This is a genomic window from Alkalilimnicola ehrlichii (genome assembly GCF_003399765.1).
Taxonomy (GTDB): domain Bacteria; phylum Pseudomonadota; class Gammaproteobacteria; order Nitrococcales; family AK92; genus AK92.
Genome location: NZ_NFZV01000003.1, coordinates 88,519 through 103,765, shown reverse-complemented (window position 1 = coordinate 103,765; position 15,247 = coordinate 88,519). Strand labels below are relative to the sequence as shown.

Annotated in this window: 13 protein-coding genes and 2 pseudogenes; 10 read left to right on the top strand and 5 right to left on the bottom strand. The window is 58.0% G+C overall.

Features of this window, described 5'->3' with window-relative positions; genetic code table 11:
• Positions 1–555: 555 nt before the first annotated feature.
• The 6 genes and pseudogenes from CAI21_RS04145 to CAI21_RS04115 all read left to right on the top strand — a co-directional run bounded on the left by CAI21_RS04145 (position 556) and on the right by CAI21_RS04115 (position 6,788).
• Positions 556–1,488, top strand: a complete 933-nt coding sequence (locus CAI21_RS04145) for an AfsA-related hotdog domain-containing protein (protein ID WP_116301140.1) — start codon at positions 556–558, stop codon at positions 1,486–1,488.
• Between the two features lie 69 nt (positions 1,489–1,557).
• A complete protein-coding gene (locus CAI21_RS04140; RefSeq protein ID WP_116301139.1) occupies positions 1,558–2,202 on the top strand; it encodes a methyltransferase family protein in 645 nt (214 codons plus the stop codon).
• Positions 2,203–2,217: 15 nt separating this feature from the next.
• Positions 2,218–3,168 carry an NAD-dependent epimerase/dehydratase family protein gene (locus CAI21_RS04135; RefSeq protein ID WP_116301138.1) on the top strand — a complete coding sequence of 317 codons (951 nt, stop codon included), beginning with the start codon at positions 2,218–2,220 and terminating at the stop codon, positions 3,166–3,168.
• Between the two features lie 16 nt (positions 3,169–3,184).
• Positions 3,185–4,077 (top strand): annotated as a pseudogene (locus CAI21_RS04130) (PEP/pyruvate-binding domain-containing protein); the annotation flags it as partial.
• 219 nt (positions 4,078–4,296) lie between these two features.
• On the top strand, positions 4,297–5,859 hold the full coding sequence (locus CAI21_RS04120) for a PEP-utilizing enzyme (RefSeq protein ID WP_147305029.1): 1,563 nt from the start codon (positions 4,297–4,299) through the stop codon (positions 5,857–5,859).
• Positions 5,859–6,788, top strand: coding sequence for a UbiA prenyltransferase family protein (locus CAI21_RS04115; protein ID WP_116301135.1), 930 nt, complete (start codon positions 5,859–5,861; stop codon positions 6,786–6,788). The genes CAI21_RS04120 and CAI21_RS04115 overlap by 1 nt, the downstream gene beginning before the upstream one ends.
• 57 nt (positions 6,789–6,845) lie before the next feature.
• Here CAI21_RS04115 and CAI21_RS24615 read toward each other — a convergent pair whose 3' ends face one another.
• Together CAI21_RS24615 and CAI21_RS24610 are read right to left on the bottom strand one after the other, a co-directional pair.
• Positions 6,846–7,001 carry a hypothetical protein gene (locus CAI21_RS24615; protein WP_258867995.1) on the bottom strand — a complete coding sequence of 52 codons (156 nt, stop codon included), beginning with the start codon at positions 6,999–7,001 and terminating at the stop codon, positions 6,846–6,848.
• A 44-nt stretch (positions 7,002–7,045) separates the two neighbouring features.
• Entirely contained in the window at positions 7,046–7,282 is a 237-nt protein-coding gene (locus tag CAI21_RS24610; RefSeq protein ID WP_258867994.1) for an acyl-CoA thioesterase, read from the bottom strand.
• A 174-nt stretch (positions 7,283–7,456) separates the two neighbouring features.
• Between CAI21_RS24610 and hisC the strand changes: the two genes are divergently transcribed.
• The gene (hisC, locus tag CAI21_RS04105) at positions 7,457–8,515 is read left to right on the top strand and encodes a histidinol-phosphate transaminase (RefSeq protein ID WP_116301134.1); all 1,059 of its coding nucleotides are present in this window, start codon (positions 7,457–7,459) and stop codon (positions 8,513–8,515) included.
• Between the two features lie 46 nt (positions 8,516–8,561).
• Here hisC and CAI21_RS04100 read toward each other — a convergent pair whose 3' ends face one another.
• Together CAI21_RS04100 and CAI21_RS04095 are read right to left on the bottom strand one after the other, a co-directional pair.
• Entirely contained in the window at positions 8,562–9,797 is a 1,236-nt protein-coding gene (locus CAI21_RS04100; RefSeq protein ID WP_116301133.1) for a putative bifunctional diguanylate cyclase/phosphodiesterase, read from the bottom strand.
• Entirely contained in the window at positions 9,788–11,872 is a 2,085-nt protein-coding gene (locus tag CAI21_RS04095; RefSeq protein WP_116301132.1) for a PAS domain S-box protein, read from the bottom strand. Before CAI21_RS04095 ends, CAI21_RS04100 begins: the two co-directional genes overlap by 10 nt.
• Before the next feature lie 247 nt (positions 11,873–12,119).
• Between CAI21_RS04095 and dinB the strand changes: the two genes are divergently transcribed.
• The 3 genes and pseudogenes from dinB (at position 12,120) to CAI21_RS04080 (ending at position 14,190) form a co-directional block, all read left to right on the top strand.
• A complete protein-coding gene (gene dinB / locus CAI21_RS04090) occupies positions 12,120–13,184 on the top strand; it encodes a DNA polymerase IV (RefSeq protein WP_116301131.1) in 1,065 nt (354 codons plus the stop codon).
• A gap of 114 nt (positions 13,185–13,298) precedes the next feature.
• Positions 13,299–13,843: pseudogene (gene msrA / locus CAI21_RS04085) on the top strand (peptide-methionine (S)-S-oxide reductase MsrA).
• Positions 13,843–14,190 (top strand): NUDIX domain-containing protein, encoded by a 348-nt coding sequence (locus CAI21_RS04080; RefSeq protein ID WP_220347750.1) that lies wholly within the window; start codon positions 13,843–13,845, stop codon positions 14,188–14,190. Before msrA ends, CAI21_RS04080 begins: the two are co-directional and overlap by 1 nt.
• Positions 14,191–14,376: 186 nt before the next feature.
• Here CAI21_RS04080 and CAI21_RS04075 read toward each other — a convergent pair whose 3' ends face one another.
• The gene (locus CAI21_RS04075) at positions 14,377–15,162 is read right to left on the bottom strand and encodes a helix-turn-helix transcriptional regulator (protein WP_116301130.1); all 786 of its coding nucleotides are present in this window, start codon (positions 15,160–15,162) and stop codon (positions 14,377–14,379) included.
• Positions 15,163–15,247: the final 85 nt, after the last annotated feature.

The following is a 15,247-nucleotide window of genomic DNA, read 5'->3' as shown; positions in this document are numbered from 1 at the left end:
CGGGTACCTGTTACTCCCCTCCCACGAGCAGCCCTTGGCCAAAACACGCAACAACAGGGTAAAAATAAACACAATCGACAAATGTATCACATTAAGCAATAATCTCATTTGCATCAATAAGCAATTCGGATCATTGCCTGACTAGAAGTTTTCGGCGTATGATGCAATGCAACAGGGTGTTGCGCCGCAACACAAGAGTAAAGTAAAGAAATTATTAGCAGGTTCGATCGACAGCCGAACGCTGCAGTAATATCGTCGCACCACCACGCGACAGCAGACACAGGCTGCGGAGGGGCATGCAGCGACGGATGGCGATAAGGCACAGGGAGTAAGTGCAGCGATCACAGCACAGCTGCCTTCCATGCGCACTCCCATCGCCTTACCTATCTGCCCGCCGCCGTTCCTCCACAGGCTGGTAGGAGAGCCCGAAACTCGGAGGGCACACCGCCCCTGAGTTGATACTAACCGTCGAAACCGCGCCCATAGCGCGGCTAAGTATCTGCTTTCGGCGCGTTCGTCGGGCTCTTTCATTGGCGGAGCGATCAGGAGGTATTGATGATGTCCGCTTTTGCTGAAACGCCCGTAGTAGAGTCCGGCCTGGACTATGTAAGAACTATTCCCCGCAACCTTGTCCACAAACGTCGCATCGATAACGTTTTCGTTACCTCCATGCAACGCCTATCGGCCCTGGAGTTCGCCTGCGGCGCCTACGTACCGCAAGCGAATCTCTACCTGAACGAGCTACGCTTTCACCCCAACGACGTCCTGCTTCCCTTGATAGAAATCGGCCGCCAAGCCGGAATCGCCTGTTGCCATAGTTACCTTAACGTCGCTCAAGGACAGCATTTCGTGCTCGGCACCATGGGCGTCGACACCGAGCCTTCGCTGTACGAACTGGATTGGAGCGAATGCGATTATGTCGATGTCCACATCTGCGTCTCCGACGTTCGCTACAATCCGGATGGCAGCTTTAAGTCGGGCACGGCGGAAAGCACCTTCTACGTTGACGGTCGCCAGATCTACCGACAGTTCTCACACTCTGCGGTGCTGACCAAAAAGCGTTACCGCGCGCTCCGCCGCGGCGCCCGGCAACACACATCGAACGTCGCCGCAATAGGTGCCGTTCCGTTAGCCAATGCGCTGGAAATTAGTACGCGCCCACGCCTTGCTCGCTCCGTTCTCGGCGAGCGTCGCTGGCTGGGAATCGATGGCCGCATCGCCGCGAACTTGGCTATCGATCTGAACAATCTGTTTTTCTTCGATCATCCGAACGATCACGCTCCCGGCATGCTGCTGCTTGAGGGAATGCGTCAACTGGCGATGGAGGTTGCCGGCGGCTTGCCGGGAGTTACCGCACCGTACCCGAAAATTCAGCACCTGGATCTGAGCTTTACGCATTTGCCGAGCTGGACCGGCCTGTCGGCATTGTGGCCGAAACGGTTGTCGCCGACGACCAAGCGGCTGTCGGTACGCAACGACTCCAACTGAAAGCGACTCAAGGCGACCGCACCTGTGCGGAAGCCAGTTTCGTGGTCGCCTAAAGGAGGAGGGTGAATCATGAAGAAATTACGCGCGCTGTTCCCATTACTCATCGCCCTCGCCGGCTTAATCGCCTTGTTGGCTGTGGGCGTCTACAGTGCCGCCCGCGCCGACGGTGCTCATAGCTGGGGTATTTTGGCGGTGGTACTGCTTTATGCGGTTTGGATTCTGTCCGAGTTTCGTATTACCCGGGGCGAGGCGAAACGCGATATCGCCGACGATAACGGCACCTGCGAGCTGTATGCCGTCGCGCGCTTCCTGACGATGTTGACAGCATTGGCAGCAACGCCACTCTGGCAGGGGTTCGGGCTTTGGTATGCGGTGGGCTTGTCGTTGTTCCTTTGCGGAGCGCTGTTTCGTAGCTACGCCATTCGTAGCTTGGGCCGCTGCTATTCGCATCGGGTGCGGACACCGGAGCAAGAAGCCATTATCAGTAACGGCCCTTATCGCTATATGCGACACCCGGCATACTCGGGGATGTTGCTGGCTCATATCGGTATCCTCGTGCTGTTTTTCAGCTGGCCCTTATTGGCCGTTTTCGGCCTGGTCTTTCTGCCGGCGCTGGTTTATCGCATCCGCGTTGAGGAAGGGCATTTGTTACAGATCCCCGATTACGCCGCGTACGCAAAAGGCCGTAAGCGCTTAGCGCCCGGCCTTTGGTAATGGGGGAGGGCAAGCATGAATATCGTATTGCTTGGCGCTACCGGCTTTGTCGGTAGCGCGCTTATCAGACGGTTGCGGACGCAAACGGAGCATTCGGTTACCGCCTTCGTGCACCGAAAACCGCTGACGGCCGCAGCGCCTCATATCCGTTGTGTGGCGGGTTCGTTGACCTCGCCTCCCACCGATTTATTACCCGAGCAACCGCACGTCATCGTGCACTGTGCGAGTAAGCAAATCGACCACGACGGCAGTGGGTTCGCCTGCAATCCGCTCGGCGTCGAGGCACTGACCCGCCAGTGCAACGCATACACTCGCGGCATTCTCTTCGCCAGCTCGTTTTCGGTTTACGGCGAAGGGGAACAAGCCGACATCGACGAACAGGCCCCACGCCGACCGGAAACCGAACTCGCCCGCTCGCGGGCGGCCTGCGAGGATGTGCTGGCTGCGTACGCAGCGCATTGCTCGATACCGGTGCTGGCCCTGCGCACTCGCTATGTCTTCGGCACGGGGGATCGCTATTTTCTACCCGGACTGTTGCGTCTTCTGCAGGCACGGCTGGGCGTTGGCAATGGTAGTCAGAGGTTTACGGTCATCGACGTTGACGACTATGCCAAGGTTCTCCTCGGTCTCGTCGACGCCATCGGGCAAGGGCGCATTGCAGGAGGGTTTACGCCGCTGAATGTGGGTTACGCCGAGCCGCTATCCTTTGCAAGGCTCGCCGATACCCTACGTGGTGCACTGGCATTACCGCCGCCTCGGCTCAGCTTACCCGCACAACCCGCGTTGTTGGGTCTTTTGGACCGCTTACCGGCAGCACGCATAAGGCAATTTAGCCATCGCCTACGCCTGATCGGACTGAATCACTACGGTAGCATCAAACGATTAAACGCTCTCCTCGACACGTCCGTGCTCGGTCACGACCCCGCCGCCCGGCTTCACACCGCGGCTCAACGATTGGCCCTCTAAGAGGAGCGACACGGATATGGAAATCATAGACCGTTATCAGACGATGACGCCGGACAACGTCGGCGGCAAATTCTACTCCCAAGCACGCCTCAAGGCCGAAGGCTTGCCGGTACCGGGATTTTTCTGTCTCTCGGCAAGTTTGTTCGACCGGCTGGTGCAACCGCTACGGCACCGGATCGAAATCCATCTTGCCGGCGTCGATCTCAACGATCGTAATCACCTACAAAAGGCGGCACGGCATATTGCTGCGCTCATTAGCGAGATCCGCTTCGACCCGGCGACGGAAGCGGCCATTCTGGCTCGATTCGACGAGCGCTTCGGACCGAACCCGACGGTTTCGGTACGGGCTAGCATGGTCGCCAAGCGGCGCGAGTTCAGCGAAGATTCCGCCGATAATCCGTTTGCCGGTATCAGCGACAGTTATCTCTATGTATCCCGCTCGCAGTTACTAACCCGCATCCGCGATTGCTGGGCATCGGCTTTTGGCGAGAAGGCCTTGGTTTATCGCCTATCCCAAGGCATCGACTTACTGGATGTCAGCGTCGCCGTAGGCATTCAGCGGATGGTGGATGGCGAGCGATCTTTCGTGATGTTCACCTGCGACCCGACCTCGCTGGCTCGCGATACCGTGATCGTGGCCGGCTACGGTATCGGCGAGGGAGTCGTGCAGGAGACCGTTCCGGTCGATCATTACTTTATCGGTTGCAAAACCGCACAGGTACGCCAGGTGCTGGCGGATAAACATAGCCAATTGGTACGCGATCAAACGCCCGGCGAACTGACAAAACGGCGGTCGCCGCGGAACTGCGCGAAACGGCCTGTCTGCCGGAGCCGACGCTACACAAGCTCGCCGACTACGGCCGCCGAATCGAGGCGCTGTTCGGGCTGCCGCAAGATATAGAAGGTACCCTCGATGCCGAGGGCACGATTCATTTCCTTCAGGCGCGCCCTATTGCTATCGATCAAAACAGCACGCGGGTCTGGACCGGCCTGAACGTCACCGAGAGTTACCCGGGCGTATCCAGCCCCCTGACCTACAGCCTGGCGAAACTGTTCTATCGGGTCATCTTTCGCGATGCGTACCGTCGCATCGGTGTCCCAGACCACGAATTGGAGCGCAATTTCTTTTTGCTCGACCGCATGATCGGTTATGTCGGCGGCCGGGTGTATTACTCGCTAAGTACATTTTATCGGCTCCACCAGCAAAGCCCGCTTTACCCGAAGCTTTACCCCTTCTGGGAAGCCATGATCGGGTTGCCGACATCGTACGCTGTCGGGCCGATGGAAGCGGCCCCGGAGCGCTCGCAATGGCGGAAGAAGCTGGATGTCGCAACCGCCGGTGTCCGCTTTTTCCGCAGTTTCATCGGCCACCCTCGACGCATGCATCAGTTTAAAGCATGGTGGCAGGGGCGCGCCGGCCAAACGCGAGAGGTGTTAAAACGCACCGACGACCCGCTGGTGCTAACCGAGGAATTCTACCGCCTGTGGCGCGATGCCGGCGCGCGCTGGGGAATCACGCTCGTTAACGACGCGTACATCTTTACGCTCTACGGGACGGCCTTAAAGCTATTTACGCGCTGGGGCTTGGACGACAATCAGGCTTTGCTGAGCAACTTACTGTGCGGCGGCGAAGCCATCGAAAGCGTGGAAATCTTCCGCTCGGTGTTACGTATTGCCGAACATGTCGGCGCCGACACGGCATCCTCGGATTTATTCCAGCGCCTGGGGGATGCGCAACTGGTCGATCTCTACCGGAAACGCCTACTCGAAGGGCCGCTGCTCGAACTGCTCGATACGCATATCGGCCGCTACGGCGACCGCAGCATGGAAGAGCTGAAAATGGAGACGCCGAGCCTGCGGGAAGACCCGGCAATCCTTTTCCAAGGTATCCGCCGCCTGCTCGGTACGACGCATGCGAGCGTGACATCCGATGCTAACGAACAAGCCTTACGCGCGGCCGCCGAGGCGGAATTGGACCGTCACTTCGGACGTTTTTCCGTTCGCAAGCGTATCCTGCGCCGGGTCGTGGACGAGCTGCGCCGGGTGGTCGCGCACCGGGAGAACTCCCGCTATTGCCGCAGCGAGCTGTTCGGTCTGTGTAAAGATATCTTCGCACGCTTAGGCCAGTATTTGGCCGATAAAGGCGCTATCGACGACGCTCGCGATGTCTTTTATCTCGGCATTGAGGAAATCATGGGTTACGTCGACGGCACGGGCCTTGACGAGCGCTTGCAGGAGACGGTGCAACGGCGGCGCGAACAAGTAACGGAGTACAACCGCCAGAACGTCGCGGAAAGTTTCACCACGCGCGGCGGCTTACGCGACAATTCGTTGTTTGCCGAAGCCGAGGAAGAAACCGGCGAGTTACGGGGCTTGGGTTCGAGTATGGGGGTAGCGCGGGGTAGGGCCTGCGTGGTGCATGACCCCGGCAGCATCGACCGCTTGCCGGAAAACACCATACTGGTTGCGAAAGAAACCGACCCCGGCTGGCTATTCCTAATGCTTGCCGCGCGCGGTATTGTCGTCGAGCGGGGCAGTATGCTTTCGCACACGGCCATCACCGGGCGTAAGTTCGGTATCCCCACCGTTGTCGGCGTTCCTCATGCCACCAGCCGCATTCCCGATGGCGCCGAGCTGGAAATCGACGGCGGCAACGGTTTCGTGCGCTTACTAGAGAAAGAGGACGAGTGATGGAAGCAACGTTACAAGCGTCTCGGCTCGAACGATTTACGGCGTTTATCGCTGCGGTCCATCCGCCCAAGGTTTATGCGCTGTTTGCCGGTTTGTGGGCTATGTCGTTATTCGCCGTATTCAGCGGCTTCGACGGCGCCTGGCGCTTGACCTTCGGTCAAGCGGCGGTTGCGGTAAGCTTTTTTCTCATCCTGCTGTTCTTACGGGCGGTGGACGAGATGAAGGACTTCGATTACGACCGCCGCCACAACCCGGACCGCCCATTGGTAAGCGGCACGATCAGCCATCTGGAGGTCATTGGCGTCGCATTGGCCGCTGCCGGCTTAACCGTGTTAATCAACCTTACGCTCTCGCCGTGGCTGGCGCTGTTTACGGCCGCTAACATGGCCTATGGCGTTCTATTATGGGCTTTGGAGCGTTACTGGCGGAGGATGCGCGTGTCGGTTTTGCTGAATCTCGCCATTACGTTTCCCGTCAGCGCCGCACTTAACGTCTATGCATGGAGCTATCTCTCGCTAGCCAACACCGCCGCACCCTCGCTAGGGTTGGCACTGCCGGTTATCCTCGCTTATCTATGCGCGGCGCTGCACTTCGAGTTTGGGCGCAAACTCAAATGGCCGCAGCACGCGCAAGCGGGAGAGAACGGTTATGCACTGGCGCTCGGAACTCGGCGTGCGGTGCTTGTCTGCATCGGCTTGGGCATGTTCTCGGTAGGCTTCATGAGCCTAAGTTTTTGGCTAATGGGTATAGGCGGCGTTACTTTAGCCGCTCCCACCTTGGCTTGGCTCGGCTCCGCCGCGGGTTTGTTGATATTTGCCGGCAGCCGTCGGCGGCATAGGGATTTAAAACCTTATTTCGGCTTATTCCTGCTGGGCTTTTTCCTGGTCAACATCATCGTAATCGTCACCCAGCGGGGTGTGACGATTTAGCATCCCACCTGCACCGAGCAAGGGGGCGCTCGGCCAAGAGCGCCCCCTACCGCTTGGTTAAGCCACGCTCGGCGATATCTTTTCGTAGTCGAGAATGGCTTGGCGTAACGATGCCGGCATCGGGACACTTTGCCGCTGTTCGGGGTTGGCGGTCACATACACCAGCTGGCCGCTGATCAAATGCGCGTCGCCACGATGGATTTCCAACAGCAATTGGATACTCGACCGACCTAGTCTTGCCGCCCGACAACCAATGCTTAACTCGTCGTCGAAACCGGCCGGGCATGGTAGTCGATAGCGGAGTGGACGACGAACAAATCGGCCCCGATTTCTTCCAGGCGCGACGGATACGGAATGCCGATCTCCCGGAAATACTCGGTGGCAGCGATGTCGAAGTAGGTTAGGTAATGACCGTTGAAGACAATACCTTGCGCATCGACTTCAACCCAACGCACCCGCAAGGGGTGTAGAAAACGAAAATCTTCTCGTGCCATGTCTCCCCCGTCGATATTTTATTAGTCCGCCATGATATATCAGCCTACGCTACAAGTGTGATTGCCGCCTTGTTATCGCCTCTATCCTGCCTCCGCAAGGCGAGAGATAATGTATGTTTCCTTAGCGGACGCCGCTCGTTACCATAACCGCCTTGTTTCTTGAGGATACCTAGGATGAGCCGTTACTGGAGCCCGTTCGTTCACAGCTTAAGCCCCTATGTCCCCGGCGAGCAGCCGAAGACGGACAATCTGGTCAAGCTGAATACCAACGAAAACCCCTTCGGACCTTCGCCTAAGGCGCTCGAAGCGATCCGAGCGGCGGCCGACGATAAACTGCGCCTGTATCCGGAGCCGAGCTCCGAGCAGCTGCGGGAGACGATCGCGCGCTATTACGGGCTAACTACCGAGCAGGTTTTCATCGGCAACGGCTCCGATGAAGTATTAGCCCACATTTTCCTTGGGTTACTCAAACACGACCGGCCGCTGTTATTCCCCGATATTAGCTACAGCTTCTATCCCGTGTACTGCAATCTGTACGGAATCGACTTCCAACGCGTTCCGCTGGACAACCAGTTTGCGATCCGGGTGGACGACTATCTTCAGCCCAGTAGCGGGATTATCTTCCCCAACCCGAATGCGCCGACCGGCCGCCTACTGCCGCTCGACGATATCGAGCGCCTACTGCGCATGAACGATGGCGTGGTTATTGTCGTCGACGAGGCCTACATCGACTTCGGCGGCGAATCCGCTGCGCGCTTGATACCGAAGTACCCCAACCTATTGGTCACCCAAACCTTGTCGAAGTCACGATCCCTCGCCGGGCTAAGAGTGGGGTTTGCCCTGGGACAACCCGCCTTGATCGAAGCCTTGGATCGGGTAAAGAACAGTTTCAACTCCTATCCGGTCGATCGCCTGGCGCAGGTCGGCGCCATTGCCGCTATCGAGGACGAGGCGTATTTCGAGCAGACCCGTCAAGCCGTCATCGCTAACCGCGATTGGCTAACCGGGGCCTTGAAAAAGTTGAGTTTCGAAGTGCTACCTTCGCAGGCCAACTTTGTATTCTGCCGCCATCCGGCGCACGAAGGTCGTGTGCTCGCCGAAGCCTTACGCGCGCGAGGCGTCATCGTGCGCCATTTCGATAAGCCGCGGATCGAACAGTTTCTACGGATCAGCATCGGTACCGAAGCGGAGTGTCGGCAGTTAATCGACGCGCTAACGGAGATACTTGGCTGACCTGAGCGCGGGAGCTGGAGTAGGTAGCAAACCAGCGGCGGCGACCTTAACCGGCGCCGTCTCCCCGTAGCATACCGGCAAGTTGCTCGCCGGTGACCGGCTTGCTGAGAAAATTGCCCTGTACATCGTCGCAGTGCTGTTCGGCTAAGAAACGGAGGGCGTCTTGGTCCTCCACACCTTCGGCAATAATACCTAGGCGCAAGCTATGCCCCATGCTGATTATCGCGCTGGCAATCGCGGCATCGTTCGGGTCAGTGCGAATATCGCGCACGAAATGCTGGTCGATCTTAAGATTATCCACCGGAAACTGCTTTAAGTAACTCAAGGATGAGTAACCGGTGCCGAAGTCGTCGATGGCCAAACGAACTCCGAGATCCTTTAACTTACGCAGACGCCCGGCTGCACTCTCGGCATTGCGCATAACCACCCGCTCGGTAAGCTCTAGTTCGAGCAACTCGGGCGCCAGGCCGGTGGCATCGAGCGCGTGGCGAATGCTGCCGACAACCCGTTGCTGGCGGAACTGGATCGGCGAAAAATTCACGGCCATTCGAATCGCCGGTAGGCCGGCCTCGCGCCATGCTTGCGCCTGCCGGCAGGCTTCCATTAGCACCCACTCCCCAATCGCCATGATCAAGCCGCAGTCCTCGGCCACCGGAATAAAGCGCCCAGGCGGAATGAAGCCTTGCCGAGGATGATACCAACGCAGTAAGGCCTCGGCGCCGACAATGGTCCTCGTCCGTAAGTTGATCTGCGGCTGATACAATAAGCTCAACTCGCCCGCATCTAAGGCTCGGCGCAGGCTATCTTCCAGAAATAAGCGCTCCTGCGCCTTGCGATTCATATCGGCGGTAAAAAAGCGGAAATTATTCCGGCCGCTTTCCTTGGCATGGTACATCGCAATGTCGGCATCCTTGATCAGGTTTTCCGGGTCGTCCGCATCCTCCGGATAAACGCTGATGCCAATGCTGACGGTCAGGTGCAGTTCGTGTTGATCGATTCGGTACGGCGCGGCGAGAATGGTAATCAGGCTCTCCGCCAGCTCGGTGACCACCTCCAAACGCTCAACTTCCGACAACAACACGACGAATTCGTCGCCGCCGCGTCGGCTCACCGTATCGGTGCGGCGAACGTTAGCGAGCAAACGCTGGGAAACCTGCTTTAGGAGCTTATCGCCAATCGGATGGCCTAAGGTGTCGTTGATATGCTTGAAACGATCGAGATCTAAAAATAGGACCGCAACATGCTGCCTGTGCCGTGCCGCGTGGTCGATGGCTACTTGCATCCGATCGAGCAACAAGCTGCGGTTGGCAGATCGGTTAAGGCATCGTGGGTCGCCCGATAACTTAACTCCGCCGCCAAGGCCCGGCTGCGACTAACATCGTGGAAGACTAAAACGGCACCCAGCCGCCGCCCTTGACGATCGCGAATCGGACCGATGCTATCCTCAATCGCCACATAATCGCCCTGACCGCGATCCAGCGAGCAGCCGTGCAAACCACTGAGATTTCCCGTCCTCAACCCATCATAGATTTCTTGACCAAGCGGCTGCCGGTTAGTGTCGTCAACCAGTCTCAACACCGTTTCTACCGGCTTACCGAGCGCCTCGGCATTGGACCAGCCGGTAGCGGCTTCCGCCGCCGGATTAAGATAGGTCACGCAGCCGTCGTTGCCGAGCGTAACAACACTATCGGCAATCGACGCCAAGGTAATGCGAGCCCGCTCGCGCTCTTCGAACAGTGCTTCCTGAGAGCGGCGCAACTCGGTGATATCCAAGCTCACGCCTAGCGACCCGATAATGACGCCTTGCGCGTCCTTTAGCGGTTCGACATGGGCCTGCGAAACCCGCCCGAACCACCTGCCCTCAATCGACCCGGATTCGCCCTTAAGCGCTCGTTTGATCAAGTTCAGTAGCGGATCGTCCTCGTTGCCTAGTATTTCCGCACCCGTTTGACCCACCGCCTGGGTGAGGTCCGTATCGATATAGTGGAGCTGAGAACCTTGAACCGATACCAGGCGCGTATCCATATCGGTCGTCCAGACAATTGCGGGCAGCTGCTCCAGCAAACTTCGTAAGCGCGATTCGCGATCGCGAATCGCCTCGTCGGCCTCTTCTAACGGTGTCAGATCCACCGCCGTACCTGCCGCGGCAATAGGGTGCCCCTGCTCATCCGATAGCATGGAGGTCGAAAAGCTCAAGCTAACGCGACTGTTATCCTTGCGACGGTATACCGTGTTATAGCGAGTGAACGACCGACCCTGTTTCAGGTATTCCCACACCTCCGCGTCCTTGGCAACATGATCCGGGTCGACAAATTTCGCGTAGTGCCGGCCGATCATTTCCTCAGGCTTATAGCCGAGGATTCGGTGGGAGGCGTTATTGACGAAGGTGAAACGCCCCTCGATATCCACCGACCAAATCAAATCCCGAGAGGTTTCCACTAAGTTCCGGTATTTAGCCTCGCTCGCCCGCAGGGCAGCCTCCGCACGTTTACGTTCGGAGATATCGGTAACCATCGCTAGGCTACCCTGGTACGTTCCATCGTTGGTCAGCAGTGCCACGCTGGTAAACATGGCCCACACTGGGTATTGCCGCTTATGCCAGAGGCGGAAGTCGTGCCGTTCTACCGTGCCGGAGCGCTCGCGTTGCAAGGCATCCGCGGCATGCTGTCGCAAATCCGGCGCGACGAAATCCAGCACCGAGCGTCCGACCATCTCCTCGATTCGGTAGCCCAACATCGAGGCCATTCGCCGATTAACAAACGTGGTTATATCCTGCTCATTCGAAAGCCAAACGCCTTCCTGTGCGGTCGCCAGCATACGCCCGTAGAGATCGGACACACAGTGCATCCGCTCCGTCCAACGCGCATTATCAAGCGCAACGGCAGCAACGTAACTAAGCTGCCTTAAGGACAGTACCTCCAAAAGCCGAGCGCCTGCACCCGGCACCTCGAACAAGAAAAGCCCCAGTAACTCTCCCCGCTTCCACAACGGCAAACACACTTGCCCGTGTCCGGAAAGCCACGGTTGCCAACGCTGCTTGGCTTTTCGGAACTGCGCTTCCTGCCAGTCGGTACAAGGTCGATTATCAAGCATGGCCCATGCGTCTCGACCATAACGCTCACCGCGACTCATCACCTGCGGGCCGCTTGTCGTCCCCATTAGCAAACAGGCGCTCTTGGCACCGATCAGTAGCAAAACCGCCTCCACCAGCAAGGCACGAACCCGATTTGGACTACGCTCAGCCAATAGACGAACGCTAAAAAGGCGCAGAGCTTGGTCGGATAACGGCGAGGCGAACAAACTGCGAAAGTGGCGTAACCATCTCGACGGTGGCCGAAGAAACGACAGCAAAGGCATCAGGCGCTACCTCCGCCCCCTCTTGGCGCGGTGGTTCGCAACCAGATTGCGAAAACCCGATCACCCTGGGTTGGCTCCACTGTTGTCTCTCCGCCGTATACCGCCAACCGTCGCCTGGTTCCAAGCAAGAAGCGGTATCAAAATGATATAAAGCAGGCTTATCAAGCCTGGGCAGGGTACGGCAACCCTGCTTTACGTGGGTAATCAGGTGCGGGCAGGATATGGCTAATTAAACGGTCCGAACGGCATGACTCGGAAGATCATCCACATTGATATGGATGCCTTTTACGCTGCGGTAGAGCAACGGGACGATCCGCGTCTGCGGGGCCGTCCCGTTGTCGTGGGCGGCTCTCCCGACAGTCGCGGCGTCGTCGCCACGGCCAGCTACGAGGCCCGCCGTTACGGCATTCGCTCGGCAATGCCGGCAGCCCGCGCCCGCCTACTATGTCCGGAAGCCGTTTTCCTGCGGCCGCGTTTCGAAACCTACCGAAAAGTATCGCGGCAGATCCAAACCATCTTTCGCCGTTACACAGCGCTAGTAGAGCCTTTATCGCTCGACGAGGCCTACCTCGATGTCAGCGAGTGTAGAACCTGTCGCGGCTCGGCCACGCTTATCGCCCGCCGCATCAAAGAAGAGATATATGCAAACACCGAACTGCGAGCCTCTGCCGGGGTGTCCTATAACAAATTCCTCGCTAAACTCGCTTCCGATATCGATAAACCCGACGGGCTTTACCTCATCGCACCCGATGCGGGAGCCAAGTTCGTAGCAGAGCTCGAAATCGGCCGTTTTCACGGCGTCGGACGGGCAACCGAGGCGCGCATGCACGCGCTGGGTATCTACACCGGAGCCGATCTACGCCAATGGAGCCTGGAAGAGCTCGAAGCGGCCTTCGGCAAACGCGGCCCTTTCTACTACTACATTGCCCGCGGCATCGACGAGCGCCCCGTACGGCCGGTGCGCGAGCGTAAATCCTTAGGCAGCGAAACCACCTTTAGCCGCGATCTAAGCGACATCTCGGCGATGCTGGCCGCCCTGCGCCCCTTAGCCGCAGAAGTCCTGGCCAATCTCCAGAAAAAGCAGTTGCTTGCCTATACTTTCACGTTGAAAGTGAAATTCCACGATTTCCAATTGATAACCCGCGCGCACTCCGCGCGCGCGCCGGTAACCGACATCGAAGCACTGATGGCGTTGCTAGGCGCACTACTGGAGCGCACGGAGGCCGTCAGCAAGCCCGTACGCCTCCTAGGCGTCACGGCCTCCGGCTTACGCACGGCAAGCGAGACGGAGCAACAGCTCGGCTTGTTCTAGCGCTACTGCGGTCATTTGCGCGACCCGGCGCAGCCCGCAAAAGGGTAAGGGAATTGTGCTGTCTTGCCCCAAGCGTAAAATGGCGTAAACAGGCAAACCGAGGGGAGCCTACCGATGCAGCAAAATCAAGCTATAGCGACCTTAGGCGGAGGCTGCTTCTGGTGCTTGGAAGCCGCCTATCTGGAAGTCGACGGTGTGGAAAAGGTGACCTCCGGCTATGCCGGGGGCGAGGTGGATAATCCAACCTACAGCCAAGTCTGCAGCGGCCGTAGCGGGCATGCGGAAGTCGTCGAAATTACCTATGATCCGCAGCGGATCGGTTATCGCGAATTACTGGAAATCTTCTTCGCGATTCATGACCCGACCACCCTTAATCGGCAAGGCGCGGATGTCGGCACGCAATACCGTTCGGTAATTTTTTCCACAACGAGCAACAGCGCGAGACGGCAGCCGCACTGATACAAGAGCTGGAACAACAGAATGCGTTCGCTCGCCCGATCGTCACCCAGCTAGAAGCAGCACCGACCTTTTATCCTGCCGAAGAGGAACATCAAAATTATTACCGGCGCCATCCCGAGCAAGGTTACTGCCAAGTTGTCATCGCTCCCAAGATGACTAAACTTCGGCAAACGTTCGCTAGTAAGTTACGATCCCACTGATGCGCTACTGTCCCTATTGCCAAACCGAGCTGATTGCCCTCTCTCTAGGCGGCGCCGAGCGCCAAGCATGCCCCGACCAAACGTGCGGCTTCGTTTACTGGAACAACCCCGTTCCGGTGCTGGCGGCCGTTGTCGAACATGAAGGGGAGGTTATTCTTGCTCGCAATGTGGGCTGGCCGGAAAAGGTGTTCGGGCTCATTACCGGCTTCATGGAACAGAACGAATCGCCGGAAGTCGGCATTCTACGGGAGGTTGAAGAGGAACTCGGCCTCCAGGGCAGGGTAGCGAGCTTTATCGGCAACTACGCCTTTAGCCAAAAAATCAGGTTATTCTGGCATACCACATAGAAGCCAGCGGACCGATTCGGCTCGGCGAAGAGCTTTTGGAATATCGGCGCATTGCACCCGAACGACTCAAGCCTTGGGATTTCGGCACCGGCTTAGCGGTAAAAGACTGGCTGAAAAGTCGCAACATCGACCCCTAGCAGGCTGCTAGATCAGTTTTCCCTTTGCGGATGTAGTAGGCTCGGCCCGCTACGACTTCTGCGCATACACCACCAGCCGCAGGTGGCGTTCGGCATCGATGGTCAACGACACATGTTCGAAAGCGACCACGTTATCGTCCACCCGCAGGTCGCGTATGCCCTTGCATGGCGCATGCACGTCATGTCGGCTCCACCAATACTTAAAGTCGGGGGATACCTTCTGCAATTCGTCCACCATTGCCTGGATATCGGCTTCCTGAGTCGCCCGCGCATAGTCGCGTCGAAAACTGGATAGTATCTGCGGCGCCTGTTCCTTCCAGCCATCGAAGCGCTCTCGTAGCAGCGGGTCGGTGAACAGCATCCAGAGCATGTTGCGCTGCTCGGGCGCATGGCGCTCGAAGCCGAAGAGCCGATCAGCCGCTTCATTAAAGGCTAATACATCCCAACGCAGGTTTAGTACGTAGGCGGCATGCGGCGCCAGATCGTGCATCAGCCTCAACACCAAAGGCGGAACCACGCAGAAGGTCTTACCCGGCTCGGCGGGGGGACGTTCGTGGGCCAACAGAAACAGATGCCGGCGCTCGGCGGCATCGAGCTTGAACACCCGCGCCAGGTTGTCGAGAAAGGTAGCCGACACGCCGATATCGCGGCCTTGTTCCAACCAGGTATACCACGTCAGACCCACCCCCGCGAGAGCGGCCACTTCCTCGCGACGTAGCCCCGGAGTACGCCTGCGGCCACCGCTGGGCAGGCCTACATCGGCAGGCGACAGGCGCTCGCGCCTCGCCCGTAGGAAGGCGGCCAGTTCGTTTCGAGTGCGCTGTAAGTTACGCATAGCTTCCTATTGCTTTAAGTAACAGCATAAACAGTTAAATTGTAACAGCCTAAAGGAGCTTACAGAATGCTCGTTTTCGTTATCG

Coding starts and splice junctions, on each gene's coding strand:
- CAI21_RS04140 (WP_116301139.1), top strand. CDS start 1,558: ATGAAGAAATTACGCGCGCTGTTCCCATTACTCATCGCCCTCGCCGGC.
- CAI21_RS04080 (WP_220347750.1), top strand. CDS start 13,843: ATGCGCTACTGTCCCTATTGCCAAACCGAGCTGATTGCCCTCTCTCTA.
- CAI21_RS04100 (WP_116301133.1), bottom strand. CDS start 9,797: ATGCAAGTAGCCATCGACCACGCGGCACGGCACAGGCAGCATGTTGCG.
- CAI21_RS04135 (WP_116301138.1), top strand. CDS start 2,218: ATGAATATCGTATTGCTTGGCGCTACCGGCTTTGTCGGTAGCGCGCTT.
- CAI21_RS04115 (WP_116301135.1), top strand. CDS start 5,859: ATGGAAGCAACGTTACAAGCGTCTCGGCTCGAACGATTTACGGCGTTT.
- CAI21_RS04095 (WP_116301132.1), bottom strand. CDS start 11,872: ATGCCTTTGCTGTCGTTTCTTCGGCCACCGTCGAGATGGTTACGCCAC.
- CAI21_RS04075 (WP_116301130.1), bottom strand. CDS start 15,162: ATGCGTAACTTACAGCGCACTCGAAACGAACTGGCCGCCTTCCTACGG.
- hisC (WP_116301134.1), top strand. CDS start 7,457: ATGAGCCGTTACTGGAGCCCGTTCGTTCACAGCTTAAGCCCCTATGTC.
- CAI21_RS04145 (WP_116301140.1), top strand. CDS start 556: ATGATGTCCGCTTTTGCTGAAACGCCCGTAGTAGAGTCCGGCCTGGAC.
- dinB (WP_116301131.1), top strand. CDS start 12,120: ATGACTCGGAAGATCATCCACATTGATATGGATGCCTTTTACGCTGCG.
- CAI21_RS24610 (WP_258867994.1), bottom strand. CDS start 7,282: ATGGCACGAGAAGATTTTCGTTTTCTACACCCCTTGCGGGTGCGTTGG.